Genomic DNA, 15,435 nt, shown 5'->3' on the forward strand with positions numbered 1-15,435 from the left:
ACATATGCCATAAAGACCTGTACCAGAAAAGAGAGAATTGCACCGAAGAGGGATTCGAATGCAAACCCACGATCATCTGTTTACAGATCTGCACGCCGCTACAATGGTTGGTACGGATGCATACGGATTGATCGAAGACGCGGCGATTGTCGTGCGTGGCGACCGGATTTCATGGGTCGGTCCGAAGACGCAGTTACCGGAAGAATACGCGACGTTCTCTCAAACCTCGCTGGACGGGCGGCTGGTGACGCCGGCTCTGATCGATTGCCATACCCATGTGGTGCATGGCGGCGACCGCGCGGCTGAGTTCGAGATGCGCCTTAACGGTGCCAGCTATGAAGAGGTGGCCCGCGCAGGCGGAGGGATCATTTCGACCGTGAAAGCCACACGTGCGGCCAGTAAAGAGGATTTGATCGCGCAGGCTCTGCCGCGCGTGGACGCGATGATCGCCGAAGGGGTCTCGGTGATCGAAGTCAAATCGGGCTATGGGCTGGATCAAGAAACTGAGTTGACCATGCTGCGCGCCGCGCGGGCCCTGCAGGAAAGCCGCCCGGTGCGCATAGCGACCAGCTTTCTGGGCGCTCATGCTGTACCCGCCGAGTATAAAGACCGGCCCGAGGCGTACATTGCTGAGATTTGCATTCCGACGCTTCGCGCGGCTCATGCCGAGGGTTTGGTAGACGCAGTTGACGCATTTTGCGAAGGGATTGCCTTCCTGCCCGACCAACTGGTGCCACTGTTTGACGTTGCCAAGGAACTAGGACTGCCGGTCAAATTGCATGCCGAACAACTGTCCAACCTGGGTGGCGCGAAACTTGCTGCAAGCTATGGCGCGCTTTCTGCCGACCATATCGAGTATTTGGACGAAAGCGGTGTCAAAGCCATAGAAGCGGCAGGCACGGTGGCCGTGATCCTGCCTGGGGCTTTCTACACCCTGCGCGAGACGCAACAACCGCCTGTTGACCTGTTGCGCATGTACGAAGTGCCAATGGCCCTTGCGACCGACTGCAACCCGGGTTCGGCTCCGATGACATCGCTTTTGCTTGCAATGAACATGGGGTGCACCTTGTTTCGAATGACACCTGAGGAAGCTTTGAAAGGTGTCACTGTGAATGCCGCGCGTGCACTGGGCTTGAGAGACTGCGGCAGGATCTTTCAGGGCCTGCGGGCGGATCTGGCCGTCTGGAATGTCACCCACCCGGCCGAGCTTGCCTACCGCATCGGTTTTAATCCCCTTCACGCCCGCATATTCGGAGGCGCATTTTGACCACTCTGACGTTAACTCCCGGTGCTGTATCTCTGGCGCAGCTGGAACAGGTATTCCGCCAGGAATGCGCCGTTCGGCTGGACCCGGTTTGCAGGCCCGCCATAGCCTCGGCGCACGCTCGCATTATTGAGGCGGCGACTGGTAAAGCCGCCGTTTACGGGGTTAATACGGGTTTTGGAAAACTGGCAAGCGTCAAGATCGCGGCCGAGGATACCGCGACGCTGCAACGCAACCTGATCTTGTCCCATTGCTGTGGCGTTGGACCAGCGATCCCGCGTGCTGTTGCGCGGCTCATGATGGCGCTCAAACTGCTCAGCCTCGGACGTGGCGCGTCGGGTGTGCGGTTGGAGCTGATTGACCTGCTGGAAGCGATGCTTGTCGCAGGCGTGACACCGGTGATCCCGGCACAGGGGTCTGTTGGTGCTTCGGGCGATCTGGCACCACTGTCGCACATGGCAGCCGTCATGATGGGCGAGGGTGAAGCTGAGTTTGGCGGTACAGCCATGCCTGGCGGCGACGCACTGGCAGCGGCAGGTTTGACCCCGGTCGAACTTGGCCCCAAGGAAGGGTTGGCACTGATCAACGGCACTCAGTTTTCCACGGCGTTTGCGCTGGCGGGGCTTTTCGGCGCGTGGCGGGCGGCGCAAAGCGCTTTGGTCACTTCAGCCCTGACAACTGATGCGATCATGGGGTCTACCGCGCCTTTGCAACCCGAAATTCACGCCTTGCGTGGTCACCGAGGCCAGATCGAAGCGGGCGCAACCATGCGCGCGCTACTGGCTGGGTCGGTCATTCGCGAGAGCCACCGGGACGGTGATACGCGGGTTCAGGACCCGTACTGCATCCGCTGCCAACCGCAGGTTGTTGGCGCCGCGATGGATGTGCTGCGTCAGGCTTCAGTAACCCTGGAAACCGAGGCCAACGCCGCCACCGATAACCCTCTGGTTCTGGCCGAGGCCGGGTTGATCGTATCAGGCGGAAACTTTCATGCAGAACCGGTCGGATTTGCCGCCGACATGATTGCTCTGGCGGTGGCCGAGATCGGGGCGATTGCGCAGCGGCGTATCGCGCTGATCGTCGATCCGGTACTCAGCTTTGATTTGCCTCCCTTTTTGACACCCAACCCCGGATTGAACTCTGGCCTGATGATTGCCGAAGTCACGACAGCCGCGCTGATGAGCGAAAACAAGCATCTGGCCAATCCTTGCGTCACAGATTCAACACCAACTTCGGCCAATCAGGAGGATCACGTGTCAATGGCCGCCCATGGTGCGCGGCGGCTGGGGCAAATGGTGACCAATCTGGAGCGTATCCTTGGGGTCGAGTTGCTGTGTGCAACGCAAGGGGTTGAATATCGCGCGCCGCTGCCAACCAGTGAAAGCCTTCAAGGTGTCATGGCGCGCCTGCGTTCGGTTGTACCGGCGTTAGAAGATGACAGATACATGGCAAATGACATAGAAGCAGCCTCGGCCCTTATTGCAAGCGGTGAGATTGCCGAAAGCACCGGTGTCGCCATGCCGGAGCTTGGCGCATGACTGATCCGGTCGAGGTAGTTCAGGGTGGTAGTCCAATTGTTTTGGGCCTGCCTCACACGGGCACTTATGTGCCTGCGGCGATTGATGCCAAACTGAATGCTCGGGGTCGGGCGCTGACAGATACGGATTGGCACATCCACATGCTCTACGACGGGCTTTTGCCCGGTGCTACCACGGTGCGGGCCACCTTTCATCGCTATGTGATCGATGCCAATCGTGACCCAGGCGGTACTTCTCTTTACCCTGGCCAAAACACGACGACCTTGGTGCCGCTTACGGATTTCGACGGGCAGGATATCTGGGACATCCTTCCAACTGAAAAAGATACCATTGAACGACGTGACGCATTTCATGCGCCATATCATGCCGCTTTGCTGGCCGAACTGGAAAGGGTGAAGGCGATCCACGGAATCGCTGTGCTGTATGATTGCCACTCAATCCGCAGTCACATTCCTTTTCTGTTCGACGGCGTTTTGCCCGACATGAACATTGGCACAAATAACGGGATGACCTGTGCACCGGAAATCGAAACAATTGCTCATGAATTCGCCTCTTCATCCCCTTACAGCACCGTTTTGAACGGGCGCTTCAAGGGCGGGTGGACGACACGGCACTACGGACGCCCGGATAACGGTATTCACGCGATCCAGATGGAGTTGGCGCAGTCGACCTACCTGACATCAGAAACGCCACCCTGGACTTTTGACACCGCCAAAGCCACCCGTCTCCGGCGTTGGTTGAAAGACATTCTAGACGTCCTCAATGACACAGCATTGGAGCTTGCCCGATGACCGATCCTCGCAAAAACACCCGTGACATCTTTCCACCCACCGGACCTGAACTGAACGCCAAAAGCTGGATGACCGAAGCGCCGTTGCGGATGATGATGAATAACCTGCATCCTGACGTGGCCGAAAACCCGCATGAGCTGGTGGTCTATGGCGGGATTGGCCGCGCGGCACGGACGTGGAAGGATTTTGACACCATCGTTGCCAGCCTGAAAGATCTGGAAGAGGATGAAACTCTGGTCGTCCAGTCCGGCAAGCCGGTTGCCATTGTTCGCACCCATAGCGATGCACCCCGCGTATTGATTGCAAACTCGAACCTTGTGCCGCACTGGGCCAATTGGGACCACTTCAACGAGCTCGATAAGAAAGGTCTGATGATGTACGGCCAGATGACCGCTGGCTCGTGGATCTATATTGGTACACAGGGCATCGTGCAGGGCACTTATGAAACCTTTGCCGAGGCCGGGCGTCAGCATTATGGCGGTGACCTGACAGGTAAGTGGATCCTGACCGGGGGGCTGGGTGGAATGGGCGGCGCGCAGCCTCTGGCCGCTGTCTTTGCAGGGGCTTGTTGTCTGGCCGTGGAATGCAACCCGGACAGCATCGACTTTCGCTTGCGCACTAAATATCTGGACGAGAAGGCCGAGACGCTGGATGAAGCGCTGGCATTGATTGATCGCTGGACCAAGGCGGGCGAAGCGAAATCTGTTGGTCTGTTGGGAAATGCCGCTGAAATCTTCCCGGAAATATACGCTCGGATGCAAGCTGGCGGGATGCGCCCCGATATTGTCACGGATCAGACCAGTGCCCACGATCCGGTAAATGGCTACCTGCCGCTTGGTTGGACCATGGCGCAATGGAAAGACAAGCGCGAAAGTGAACCGAAGGCGGTCGAAAAGGCTGCACGTGCTTCGATGAAGCAGCACGTCGCTGCAATGGTGGACTTCTGGAACGCGGGCGTGCCGACGTTGGATTACGGTAACAACATCCGACAGGTTGCGCAGGATGAAGGGTTGGAGAACGCCTTTGCCTTCCCCGGCTTCGTGCCCGCCTATATTCGCCCGCTGTTTTGTCGGGGTATCGGACCCTTCCGCTGGTGTGCGTTGTCCGGTGACCCTGAAGATATCTACAAGACCGACGCCAAGATGAAGGAACTGTTCCCCGACAATACCCATCTGCACAACTGGTTGGACATGGCGCAGGAGCGTATTGCGTTTCAGGGCTTGCCAGCGCGGATCTGCTGGATCGGGCTGGGAGATCGCCACAAGGCTGGGCTGGCGTTCAACGAGATGGTTAGAAACGGCGAATTGAAAGCTCCGGTCGTCATCGGCCGAGACCATCTCGACAGTGGCTCTGTTGCCTCACCCAACCGCGAGACCGAGGCGATGAAGGACGGTTCGGATGCTGTTTCGGACTGGCCGCTGCTGAACGCGCTTGTCAATACGGCGTCGGGTGCGACCTGGGTTTCGCTGCATCATGGTGGCGGGGTTGGTATGGGCTTCAGCCAGCATGCGGGCGTCGTCATCTGTGCAGACGGAACAGATGCCGCGGCCAAGCGATTGGAACGGGTGCTCTGGAATGATCCCGCGTCAGGTGTCTGGCGTCACGCGGACGCAGGGTACGAGGACGCGAAAGCCTGCGCGCGTGAACATGGGCTGCGATTGCCGGGCATTTTGGGCTGACTACCACGCCAACCTTTGTTTTGTCGGTTTGCCTTAGCGCTAACGTCACATTTTCCGGTTTCGAACCGGTACTGTTTCGGCTAGGGCTAAGCCGTTCAGCAGCCCCGAGGGGTTGAAGGCAACTGACAAAGGTGGCTACCCGTTGCTCGATATTGCACATGTCCGCTCGGTGATTTCGGGCGTTTATGACCTTGCCCCATCGGCCTCTCTGGCCAATGAGATGAAAGACACGTTTGCCCGCATGGATCGCGTGGTCAGCCCACCGGATTGGGCGATCTACGCGCCTTACGTGCGGGCCATCAATACGCTCAAGAAAGAACGTAACGCCTTGATTCTTGGTCACAATTACATGACGCCCGAGATTTTTCACGGTGTGTCCGATTTCGTTGGGGACAGTTTGCAGCTTGCGATCAAGGCTAGTGAGGTCGAAGAAGATGTGATCGTTCAGGCCGGTGTTCATTTCATGGCCGAGACGTCGAAGATCCTCAGCCCTCAGAAGACTGTTCTGATGCCCGACATGGAAGCCGGTTGTTCATTGGCAGAATCGATTACCGCTGAGGGAATCGATGAAATGCGCGCCAAATACCCCGGCGCGCCGGTTGTGTCCTATGTAAACACCACTGCCGAGGTCAAAGCAGCTTCGGATATCTGCTGCACCTCTTCGAACGCGCTTCAGATCGTCAACGCCATGGAAAGTGATACGGTCATCATGACACCGGATCAGTATCTGGCGCGAAATGTTGCCAATCAAAGCCACAAGAACGTGGTGTATTGGCCCGGCTCTTGCATTGTGCATGAACAATACACGGCACAGGACCTGCGCGACTTCCGCGAATGGAACCCGGGAACACGGCTGATCGCGCATCCTGAATGCCCGCCGGATGTGGTGGCCGAGGCAGACTATTCCGGCTCGACCAGCGGCATCATCAAATACGTGCACGATGAAAAGCCGAAAAAGGCGATGCTGATCACCGAGTGTTCGATGGCATCCAACATTGCCGATGAATTGCCCGAGGTCGAATTTGTCGGGCCATGCAACATGTGCCCGTATATGAAGAAGATCACGCTTGAAAAGATCCTCTACTCCCTGCACACGATGGAAGGGCAGGTCGAGGTCGCCGAAGATGTGGCTGAAAATGCGCGCAAATCCGTTCAGGCGATGATCGATCTGTCCCGCAAGCTTGGCATTTGATCTGAAATGACCAAAGTCACCACGGATCGCGTCATTATTGTGGGGGCTGGCATCGGTGCGCTTTATGCAGCACTGAAGCTCGCGCCGCGACCAGTGGTTGTAATCTCACCCGATGTTTTGGGTGAAGGTGCAAGTTCCTCATGGGCGCAAGGTGGTGTGGCCGCAGCAATGGATTTGTCGGACAGCCCGGAAAGCCACAGCCTGGACACCGTAATGGCTGGCGCTGGCATAGTCGTTCCGGCTGTTGCCGATCTGGTCACGCGCGAGGCGCGTCAATATATCCTCGACCTGACGACATTGGGCACGCCATTCGATCGCACCAAGGATGGCAGTTATGTGTTGTCACGCGAAGCGGCGCATAGCTTCGCGCGTGTCGTACGGGTGAAAGGGGATCAGGCAGGTAGTGAAATCATGGCTGCCCTGATCGAACGGGTGCATGAAACGCCCTCGGTTCAGGTGTTGGAAGGTGTCCTTGCCACGGCGCTGGACGTATCCAACGGTCGGGTGACTGGTGTCACGGTTCAGGACGCATCAGAAACGGGGTCCGAGCCCGTTACGCTCTGCGGGCCTGCTGTGTTGCTTGCCGGGGGTGGCTCTGGCGGGTTGTATGCCTTGACGACCAACCCGGCGCGCATTCGCGGGCAGGTCATCGGGATGGCCGCGCGTGCTGGTGCACTTATTGCTGACGCCGAATTCGTTCAGTTTCATCCGACGGCAATGGATGTTGGTGAAGATCCGGCACCGCTGGCAACCGAAGCGTTGCGCGGCGAAGGGGCGACCCTGATCAACAATAAGGGTGAGCGGTTCATGTTATCCGTTCATCCGGACGCAGAACTCGCCCCGCGAGACGTCGTCGCGCGTGCAATTTTTGCCGAAGTGCAGGCAGGTAACCGACCCAAGCTGGACACCCGCACCGCATTGGGCTCGAAGATAACGGACCTGTTCCCGGCAGTTGCTGAATACTGCGCGCGCAACGGCGTCGACCCGGTCAACGAACCGATTCCGGTCGCACCGGCAGCGCATTATCACATGGGCGGTATTGCCACCGACACTGACGGTCGCGCGACACTTGACGGGCTTTGGGTCTGCGGCGAGGCATCTTCGACAGGCCTTCACGGTGCCAACCGGTTGGCCTCGAACGGGTTGCTTGAGGCGCTTGTCTTTGCACGCATCTGCGCCGAAAGTATCGGGGCATCCGTTCCGGTGGTGTCAAATGCCGACCCCGTTGCATTGCAGTTTGTTCAGGTAATGTCCCCGGACACAACAAAATCTATCCAGGAGTTGCGCGAAACCATGACGCGCGACGTGGGCGTTGTCCGGGACCGGGCGGGCCTAATCCGTGCTCTGCAAACTATAGCGCAGTTGGAGGCGCAGCACGATGCCTGCCCGTCATTTCGCAACATGTGTGCAACCGCGACCTTGATCGCTGCCGCAGCCTTGCAGCGCGAAGAAAGCCGCGGTGCGCACAAGCGATCCGACTTTCCAAAAGCCAATGATGGGCCCGGAGAGCGGTCCCGGATGTATTTGTCCGAAGCAATGAGCATTCGGGCCAAAGCCTGCGAGGAACTGTCATGACATATGCAATCCTGCCGGATCTGATTCTCGAACCCGTGGTCCGCGCTGCGCTGATGGAGGATCTGGGAAGCTACGGTGATGTGACAACCCGCGCTGTGATCTCACAGGAAACAACCTATACAGCCAGCCTGAACGCACGCGAAAACGCTGTTGTGTCGGGGATGCAAGTTGCTGCAATCGCGTTCCGGCTTGTGGATCCGTCGCTTGAGGTTGACGTGCGGATCAAGGATGGTTCGCGTTGCGCACGCGGTGATACGCTGATGACCATCAAGGGCTCTGCCGCATCGATCCTGTCCGGCGAACGTGTCGCTCTGAACTTTGCCGGTCGCCTGACGGGTATTGCCACAATGACAGCCGCATTTGTGGAGCAGACCAACGGCACAACAGCCCGTATGACCTGTACACGCAAGACAACGCCAGGTCTGCGCATCGTGGAAAAACAGGCCGTGCTGCACGGTGGCGGTTTCAACCACCGCTATTCCTTGTCAGATGCGATCCTGATCAAGGACAACCACATTGCTGCGGCAGGCGGCATCCGTAAGGTTCTTGAAGCCGCTAAGGCAAAGGTCAGTCACATGATGGCGGTCGAGATTGAGGTTGATCGACTGGACCAGCTTGCCGAAGTGCTGGACGTTGGCGGGGCTTCGGTTGTTTTACTGGACAACATGGACAATGACATGCTGCGCGAAGCGGTTGCCATGGTGGGTGGGCGGTTGAAGACCGAAGCCAGCGGCAACGTGACCTTGGAACGGGTCGCATCGATCGCGGCGACAGGGGTGGATTACATCTCGTCCGGTGCCTTGACGCATTCTGCCCGCACCGTCGATCTGGGGCTCGATTTCTGAAGGCGCGGCATTTCCGCTTGATTTAAGATCGTTTGCGCCAACACAGTTGCGTATTCAAGTTTTATCGATAATAAATCCACAGCAACGCAAGCTGCAAAGAGTTTTATAGATAAAATGATCATCCCACACTCCGGCTGGACCCGTAAAACTGCGCAAGCTATTCACGATCTTCCGCTGATGGATCTTTTGTTTCGTGCGCAGACCGTGCATCGCGAAAACTTTGATCCGAACCAGATCCAGACCTCGAAGCTATTGTCGATCAAGACTGGTGGCTGCGCCGAGGATTGCGCCTATTGCTCGCAATCAGCCCGCAATGGATCAACCTTGCCCGCATCGAAGCTGATCGAGGTTCAGCGCGTTCTGACCGAGGCCAAGAAAGCCCGCGATGGTGGCGCGACCCGGTTCTGCATGGGGGCGGCGTGGCGCGAGCCAAAGGCGCGTGACATGGATGCGCTGGTCGCGATGGTCGAGGGCGTCAAGGAACTGGGCATGGAAACCTGCATGACGCTGGGTATGCTCGACGACACCCAGGTGGTTCAGCTGCGCGACGCCGGTTTGGACTATTACAATCACAACATTGACACCTCGGAACGCTATTACTCCGAAGTCATCACCACCCGTACTTTTGCGGATCGGATTGACACGATGAACCGGGTACAGGAAGCCGGGATCAAGGTTTGCTCGGGTGGCATTCTGGGGATGGGTGAACATACTGGCGACCGTATCGACATGTTGCTGACATTGGCCAACATGACGCCTCCACCTGACTCGGTGCCGATCAATATGTTGATGCCGCAGGCTGATACCCCGCTTGCCGACGCCGAGCCGATTGACCCGATCGACTTTGTGCGGATCATTGCAACGGCCCGCATTCTGATGCCCAAGTCCTATGTGCGGCTTTCTGCCGGGCGCAGCGACATGAGTGACGAGATGCAGGCGATGTGCTTTTTCGCCGGTGCCAACTCGATCTTTGTTGGCGAAACGCTTTTGACAGCAGAAAACCCCGAAGAAGACACCGACGCGGTCCTGTTTGCGAAACTTGGTCTTCAGGCCGAAAAAGCCGAAACGCGAAACTGCACGGAAGCTGCCGAATGAAAGCAGTCAACCGACTGGAATCGATGCTTGATGCGCTTCAAGCCCGGCACCGCCGCCGGGCCTTGATCCCGACGCAAGGGCTGGATTTCGCGTCGAATGACTATCTGGGTCTTGCCGGTTCTCAAGTGTTACAACGTGCGGCGCATGATGCGTTGTCGCGGGGTGTGCCTGTAGGTTCGGGAGGTTCGCGTCTGTTGCGGGGCAACCACCCTGAACATGAAGCGCTGGAGCGGGAAGCGGCCGCATTCTTTGGAGCTGAGGCCGCGCTGTTCATGGGAGGCGGGTTTCAGGCCAATCAGGCGATCTTCTCCACGTTGCCAGCGGCTGAGGATTTGGTCCTATATGACGCCCTGGTTCACGCGAGCGCCCATGAAGGCATGCGGTCCAGCCGTGCAGACCTGCGTGCCTTCCGCCACAATGACGTTGCGGATGCACGCAACGTATTGCGCGACTGGCAATCTACAGGCGGTTCGGGTCAGGTCTGGATTGCCGTCGAAAGCGTGTATTCCATGGAAGGTGACCTGGCGCCGCTGGAAGACCTGTCCGTACTTGCGCGCGAAGCTGATGCGGTTTTGGTTGTTGATGAGGCCCACGCAACCGGCGTTTTCGGAGAGCGAGGCAGGGGTCTCGCGCATGACCTGAACGCTGATCTGCTGACATTGCATACCTGCGGTAAAGGGCTTGGTGTCTCAGGCGGGCTGATCTGCGGTCCGCGCGTGATGATTGATACCCTGATCAACCGCGCTCGTCCCTTCATCTTTGCGACCGCTCCGTCGCCTTTGAACGCTTCTCTGGTTCGTGCTGCGCTACGGGAACTGGCCGAGGATGTCAGCCTGATTGAAGGCGCGCATGAACGTATGCGCCATGCCCATGACGCCGCACGGCAACTGGGGTTGCCCGCAGCCGCGTTGAACAGCCAGATCATCCCGGTTGTACTGGGAGATGACGAGCGCACAATGGCGATGGCGGCCACTTTGCAGCAGCAGGGTTTTGACGTTCGGGGCATCCGCCCGCCCACTGTCCCAAAAGGCACATCCCGTTTGCGCGTCTCGATTACCGGAAATGTCACCCTTCAGGATATCTCGACCCTGTTTTCAACCATCGCAATCTGTCAGTCGGAGGCCGCATGAGCGCGCTGATCGTTACCGGAACCGACACAGGTGTTGGAAAAACCGTGTTTTCGGCTGGTCTGGCGGCAGCTTTGCAGGCCCGGTACTGGAAGCCTGTTCAGTCTGGTCTTGAGGATGCTACGGACACTGAAACCGTCAGCGCGCTGAGCGGTGCCGAGGTCCTGCCCGAAGCGTACCGGCTGAACATGCCCGCTTCACCGCATCTGTCTGCCGAAGACATGGGTATTGAGATTGACCTCTCGCGTCTTGAAATTCCGAAAGTGGACGGGCCTCTTGTTGTCGAAGGCGCAGGGGGCCTTATGGTGCCGCTGAACCGCCAGTCGTTCTTTCTGGACCTGATTGCCGGATGGCAGGCTCCGGTTGTTCTTGTTGCGCGCACCGCCTTGGGAACGATCAACCACACCACATTGTCTCTGATGGCGCTTCGGGCTGTTGGCTGCGAGGTAGTCGGCGTCGCATTCGTGGGTGACCCCGTGCCGGACGTGGAGCAAACCATCGTCGAGATGTGTAAAGTGCATCATCTGGGACGCCTGCCATTTCTGAGCGACCTGACACCGCAGAGCCTGAACAGTGCATTTTCGGCAATTGATGTGGCGACCATTCGGAGGTTCCTGTGACCCCGTTGGAATTTGATGCGCGCCATCTGTGGCACCCTTATACACATGTGCTTGAACCTGGCCCGATGCACCTGATTACCGGGGCAGAAGGTGTCTGGCTGACACGTGCTGATGGCGTCAGAATGATCGACGCAATGTCGTCCTGGTGGTGTACGGTGCATGGGCACAGGCACCCGGCCATCATAGATGCGATGCAAAAGCAGCTGAATACACTGCCGCATGTGATGTTTGGCGGTCTGACCCACGAACCCGCCGTGGAACTTGGCCGCAGGTTGGTCGACCTTCTGCCAGTTGGGCTGGATCGCATTTTCTACAGTGACAGCGGCTCGGTCGCGATCGAAGTCGCGTTGAAGATGGCAGTCCAGTACCAGATTGCCAAAGACCGGGGCGAACGGTCTGAATTTGCCACGATCCGTGGTGGCTATCATGGCGACACATGGAAGGCGATGAGCGTTTGTGATCCCGTCAACGGGATGCATGGCCTGTTTCGCGGTGCGTTGTCGATCCAGCACTTTCTGCCACGCCCTCACATTCAATTTGGCGATGTGTGGCTCGACGATCCTTCCGAGAACGGGTTGGAGGCGCTGGAGGCGCTGCTGAACGACAAAGGGAACAGAATAGCCGCACTGATCCTTGAACCGGTGGTGCAGGGCGCAGGTGGGATGTATTTCTATCACCCCGCTTGGTTACGTGGGGCGCGTGCCTTGTGTGATGCGCATGACGTTTTGCTGATCTTCGATGAGATCGCGACCGGTTTCGGACGCAGCGGCGAGATGTTTGCAATGGATCACGCCGGGGTGGTTCCGGATATCCTGTGTCTTGGCAAGGCGCTGACCGGTGGGCATATCACCTTGGCCGCCACTATCGCGACTGAGGCCGTCGCTCGCGGGATCGGTGAAAGTGAGGCCGGAGTTTTGATGCACGGTCCCACCTACATGGCCAACCCTCTGGCTTGTTCGGCAGGGGTGGCGAGCCTCGACCAGTTGCAACAGCGAAACTGGAAGCAGGAAGTTGCATCAATCTCGCAGCAGATGAAGGCCGAACTCGCGCCCGCACGCAATTTGCCCGGTGTTACAGATGTGCGCGTGCTCGGCGCAATTGGCGTCATCGAGATGGATGAGCGGGTCGACCCCTCCATCGCACATGGGTTGGCTACGGAAACCGGTGTGTGGTTGCGCCCGTTTGCTCGCAATATTTATTGCATGCCTCCCTATGTTATTTCACCTGACGAACTGAGCAGGGTAACGTCCGCGATGCTTGCTCTGGCTGGGGGGCAGAAATGAAAAGCCGTTGGCTGGCGCAATCAGATGACAGTACTCTGACCCTTGTGTTTGGTGGATGGGCACTGGGCGATGCTCCGTTCCGGGGTCTTACGGGGGGCGGAAATACTCTGTTGGTGGAAGGCTACATCAGTCTCGATGATCCCCTGCCTGATCTCGCCCGTTTCGATCACATTGATATGCTGGCCTTTTCCTTCGGTGTCTCGTCGGCTGCGCATTGGCTGGCGTGCTCGGGCTTTCGTCCCGACCGATTGATCGCCATCAGCGGCACTTTGCACCCTGCGTGCCCGGAACGTGGTATTGCGCCCGACATGATCAAGGCAACAGCGGCTCAGCTTTCCGAGCGCAGCTTCGCCAAGTTCTGCCGCCGTGCAGGTTTGCCAAGTGAGCCCCCGGAACTCGATATAGTCGCGGCGAAGCAAGAGCTTTTTTCCGTGATCCAGCGCGGGCCTGCCCCTGATCCGGGTTTTGACAGGGTGTGGATACCCACAAACGACCGGATCATTCCGACTACGGCCCAAGAAGCCGCATGGGCCTCAACCTCGGCCCGCGTCGAGCGTGTGGCGGCGCCGCACGTACCATTCCTACCGGGGCAAAGTTGGGCGAGTTGGGTATCATGACAGCGCAACTGGCAGACAGGGTGCAGCGGAGCTTTAGCAGAAGCTTTCAAACCTACCACGACACAGCAAGTCAACAAGCCTGGGTCGCAGGCAAGCTGGTGTCTGAACTGCGTCGTGCCGGAGCTCCGGACCGCTTTGAAACTGTCTTCGAGCTGGGATGTGGCACAGGGCATCTGACCCGTCTGATGCGACAAAGCTTTCACCTGCCAAACTTCATATTGAACGACATCGCACCACAGGCTCAGGCAACAGCGGATGCGGAAAAGGCCACGTTCATTGCCGGTGATGCGCGTGAAGTTCACTGGCCCTCCCGGATTGATCTGATCGTCTCGGCTTCGATGATCCAATGGATGGAAAGCCCGTTGCAATTGCTTCACAGAGCGATGGACGCGCTGGAGCCCGGCGGGTGGTTGGCGGTTTCGGGTTTTGGCCCTCAGCAATATCGAGAGCTTAGCGCGATCGGATCAGCTGCGCGTGCACCGGGTCTTACTACTCCGGCTGCTCTTGCCGCTGCTGTCGACGGCCCGATGCAGAAATTGGCCGTTGGTGAAAGCCTGAGGCGAACCTACTTCGATACGCCTCGCGAGGTTCTTAGGTATTTGCGAAGAACAGGTGTAAACGGCAGGGCGCAAGGAACATGGACCAAGTCCACGCTGGCTCGGTTCGAAAACGTATACGCTAAGGAGTTCGGCACGGATCGCGGGGTCTCGCTGACATATCATCCCGTGTGGATCATTGCCCGGAAGCGATAGATACTTTTCTGCCGTGGCCTAACGTAATTTGTGAGCCTGCCAGGCGGTCGCAAACTCCGCAGCCACGGCCCTCGGACTTGATGCGATTGTCACCAGTTCGATTTTTCGGGTTTTTGCCGACAATCAAATTTCGTGTGCCCAGGGCGGTTCTGCCCCGGCGCGTGATACTGTTACTGCGGCAACAGTTGCGCCCAACGTCATGGCCGCCCGCAAGCTTTCGGAGGTCAGATTGCGCAGCCCCTGCTTTGTCAAATTCCCTGCGCGGTTGAGTTCGGTCAAAACCCCAGCATTAAAGGTGTCGCCCGCGCCGATTGTGTCGACAACCTGAACAGGTTTCACCGGAACCGAAACCTTGGAACCATCGGCCAGGTACCCATTCGCTCCGTCGCCACCCCTGGTCACGATGAGGGCTGACGGGCCGGTTTGCAACAAAAGAGACGCTTTGGCACCCTCGGGTTCGGCTCCCGGGATGATCCAGTCAAGATCCTCGTCTGAAACCTTCACAATATCGGACTGTGCGATCATGCGGTTCAGGCGGGTCCGATACCGGGTCTGGTCCTTGATGAATCCCGGTCGGATATTCGGGTCCAACATCACTGCGCGATCCGCTCCGTGGCGATTCAGAAGTGAGGCATAGGCATCCGCGCAGGGTTCACATGCCAGGCTGATACCCCCAAGATACAGGGCGGACACGGCTGTTAGCTGGTCCGGCATGTCCTCGGGTTGCAGCATTCGTCCGGCGGTGTTTTCATCGACAAAGCTGTAAGTGGCGTGACCGTCTTTTAGCTGTACGAAGGCAAGGGTCGTGGGGCGGTCAGAGATAATCACATGTGACGTGTCAACATGGCTTGAATTCAGCGTCTTTGTAATTTGTTGGCCAAACATGTCAGACGACACGCCGGTTAGCATTCCGACGGAAACACCCAGACGACCGACTGCGACCGCCGTGTTCAATATCGCCCCACCTGTGTGCGGTACAAATCCTTGTTCGCCCGACACTGTCGGCTCGGAAATCATGTCGATCAGGGCTTCACCACAGCACAGGATCATTTCGTAG

14 protein-coding genes are annotated in these 15,435 nt (G+C 58.1%); 13 read left to right on the forward strand and 1 reads right to left on the reverse strand.

From position 1 onward, the window contains the following. The first annotated feature begins 58 nt into the window (after window positions 1–58). The 13 genes from hutI (at window position 59) to ACR0NZ_RS14430 (ending at window position 14,378) form a co-directional block, all read left to right on the forward strand. Complete coding sequence (gene hutI, locus ACR0NZ_RS14370) at window positions 59–1,267, forward strand: imidazolonepropionase (protein WP_480519780.1); 1,209 nt, start codon at window positions 59–61, stop codon at window positions 1,265–1,267. Continuing rightward, entirely contained in the window at window positions 1,264–2,802 is a 1,539-nt protein-coding gene (gene hutH / locus ACR0NZ_RS14375; protein ID WP_480519782.1) for a histidine ammonia-lyase, read from the forward strand. The genes hutI and hutH overlap by 4 nt, the downstream gene beginning before the upstream one ends. Continuing rightward, window positions 2,799–3,593, forward strand: a complete 795-nt coding sequence (hutG, locus tag ACR0NZ_RS14380; protein ID WP_480519784.1) for an N-formylglutamate deformylase — start codon at window positions 2,799–2,801, stop codon at window positions 3,591–3,593. Before hutH ends, hutG begins: the two co-directional genes overlap by 4 nt. Next, window positions 3,590–5,272 (forward strand): urocanate hydratase, encoded by a 1,683-nt coding sequence (hutU, locus tag ACR0NZ_RS14385; RefSeq protein WP_480477051.1) that lies wholly within the window; start codon window positions 3,590–3,592, stop codon window positions 5,270–5,272. The genes hutG and hutU overlap by 4 nt, the downstream gene beginning before the upstream one ends. A gap of 142 nt (window positions 5,273–5,414) precedes the next feature. Next, complete coding sequence (gene nadA / locus ACR0NZ_RS14390; RefSeq protein ID WP_480519786.1) at window positions 5,415–6,464, forward strand: quinolinate synthase NadA; 1,050 nt, start codon at window positions 5,415–5,417, stop codon at window positions 6,462–6,464. A 6-nt stretch (window positions 6,465–6,470) separates the two neighbouring features. Next, window positions 6,471–8,039 carry an L-aspartate oxidase gene (locus ACR0NZ_RS14395; RefSeq protein ID WP_480519788.1) on the forward strand — a complete coding sequence of 523 codons (1,569 nt, stop codon included), beginning with the start codon at window positions 6,471–6,473 and terminating at the stop codon, window positions 8,037–8,039. Continuing rightward, complete coding sequence (gene nadC / locus ACR0NZ_RS14400; protein ID WP_480519790.1) at window positions 8,036–8,884, forward strand: carboxylating nicotinate-nucleotide diphosphorylase; 849 nt, start codon at window positions 8,036–8,038, stop codon at window positions 8,882–8,884. Before ACR0NZ_RS14395 ends, nadC begins: the two co-directional genes overlap by 4 nt. Window positions 8,885–8,998: 114 nt before the next feature. Next, the gene (gene bioB / locus ACR0NZ_RS14405) at window positions 8,999–9,979 is read left to right on the forward strand and encodes a biotin synthase BioB (RefSeq protein WP_209507670.1); all 981 of its coding nucleotides are present in this window, start codon (window positions 8,999–9,001) and stop codon (window positions 9,977–9,979) included. Then, window positions 9,976–11,109: an 8-amino-7-oxononanoate synthase gene (locus ACR0NZ_RS14410; protein ID WP_480519792.1), complete on the forward strand. Its 1,134-nt coding sequence runs from the start codon at window positions 9,976–9,978 to the stop codon at window positions 11,107–11,109. Before bioB ends, ACR0NZ_RS14410 begins: the two co-directional genes overlap by 4 nt. Next, window positions 11,106–11,726, forward strand: coding sequence for a dethiobiotin synthase (gene bioD, locus ACR0NZ_RS14415; protein WP_480519794.1), 621 nt, complete (start codon window positions 11,106–11,108; stop codon window positions 11,724–11,726). Before ACR0NZ_RS14410 ends, bioD begins: the two co-directional genes overlap by 4 nt. Continuing rightward, window positions 11,723–13,009, forward strand: a complete 1,287-nt coding sequence (gene bioA / locus ACR0NZ_RS14420; RefSeq protein WP_480519796.1) for an adenosylmethionine--8-amino-7-oxononanoate transaminase — start codon at window positions 11,723–11,725, stop codon at window positions 13,007–13,009. Before bioD ends, bioA begins: the two co-directional genes overlap by 4 nt. Then, the gene (locus tag ACR0NZ_RS14425; protein WP_480519798.1) at window positions 13,006–13,626 is read left to right on the forward strand and encodes a pimeloyl-ACP methyl esterase BioG family protein; all 621 of its coding nucleotides are present in this window, start codon (window positions 13,006–13,008) and stop codon (window positions 13,624–13,626) included. Before bioA ends, ACR0NZ_RS14425 begins: the two co-directional genes overlap by 4 nt. Then, window positions 13,623–14,378: a methyltransferase domain-containing protein gene (locus ACR0NZ_RS14430; protein WP_480519800.1), complete on the forward strand. Its 756-nt coding sequence runs from the start codon at window positions 13,623–13,625 to the stop codon at window positions 14,376–14,378. The genes ACR0NZ_RS14425 and ACR0NZ_RS14430 overlap by 4 nt, the downstream gene beginning before the upstream one ends. Window positions 14,379–14,501: 123 nt before the next feature. Here the strand turns inward: ACR0NZ_RS14430 and ACR0NZ_RS14435 are convergent, their stop codons facing one another. After that, on the reverse strand, window positions 14,502–15,428 hold the full coding sequence (locus tag ACR0NZ_RS14435) for a carbohydrate kinase family protein (RefSeq protein ID WP_480519802.1): 927 nt from the start codon (window positions 15,426–15,428) through the stop codon (window positions 14,502–14,504). Window positions 15,429–15,435: the final 7 nt, after the last annotated feature.

The sequence above is a fragment of the Ruegeria sp. AE3 genome (genome assembly GCF_056542225.1).

Coding starts and splice junctions, on each gene's coding strand:
- hutI (WP_480519780.1), top strand. CDS start 59: ATGCAAACCCACGATCATCTGTTTACAGATCTGCACGCCGCTACAATG.
- hutG (WP_480519784.1), top strand. CDS start 2,799: ATGACTGATCCGGTCGAGGTAGTTCAGGGTGGTAGTCCAATTGTTTTG.
- hutU (WP_480477051.1), top strand. CDS start 3,590: ATGACCGATCCTCGCAAAAACACCCGTGACATCTTTCCACCCACCGGA.
- ACR0NZ_RS14395 (WP_480519788.1), top strand. CDS start 6,471: ATGACCAAAGTCACCACGGATCGCGTCATTATTGTGGGGGCTGGCATC.
- nadC (WP_480519790.1), top strand. CDS start 8,036: ATGACATATGCAATCCTGCCGGATCTGATTCTCGAACCCGTGGTCCGC.
- bioB (WP_209507670.1), top strand. CDS start 8,999: ATGATCATCCCACACTCCGGCTGGACCCGTAAAACTGCGCAAGCTATT.
- ACR0NZ_RS14410 (WP_480519792.1), top strand. CDS start 9,976: ATGAAAGCAGTCAACCGACTGGAATCGATGCTTGATGCGCTTCAAGCC.
- bioD (WP_480519794.1), top strand. CDS start 11,106: ATGAGCGCGCTGATCGTTACCGGAACCGACACAGGTGTTGGAAAAACC.
- ACR0NZ_RS14425 (WP_480519798.1), top strand. CDS start 13,006: ATGAAAAGCCGTTGGCTGGCGCAATCAGATGACAGTACTCTGACCCTT.
- ACR0NZ_RS14430 (WP_480519800.1), top strand. CDS start 13,623: ATGACAGCGCAACTGGCAGACAGGGTGCAGCGGAGCTTTAGCAGAAGC.
- ACR0NZ_RS14435 (WP_480519802.1), bottom strand. CDS start 15,428: ATGATCCTGTGCTGTGGTGAAGCCCTGATCGACATGATTTCCGAGCCG.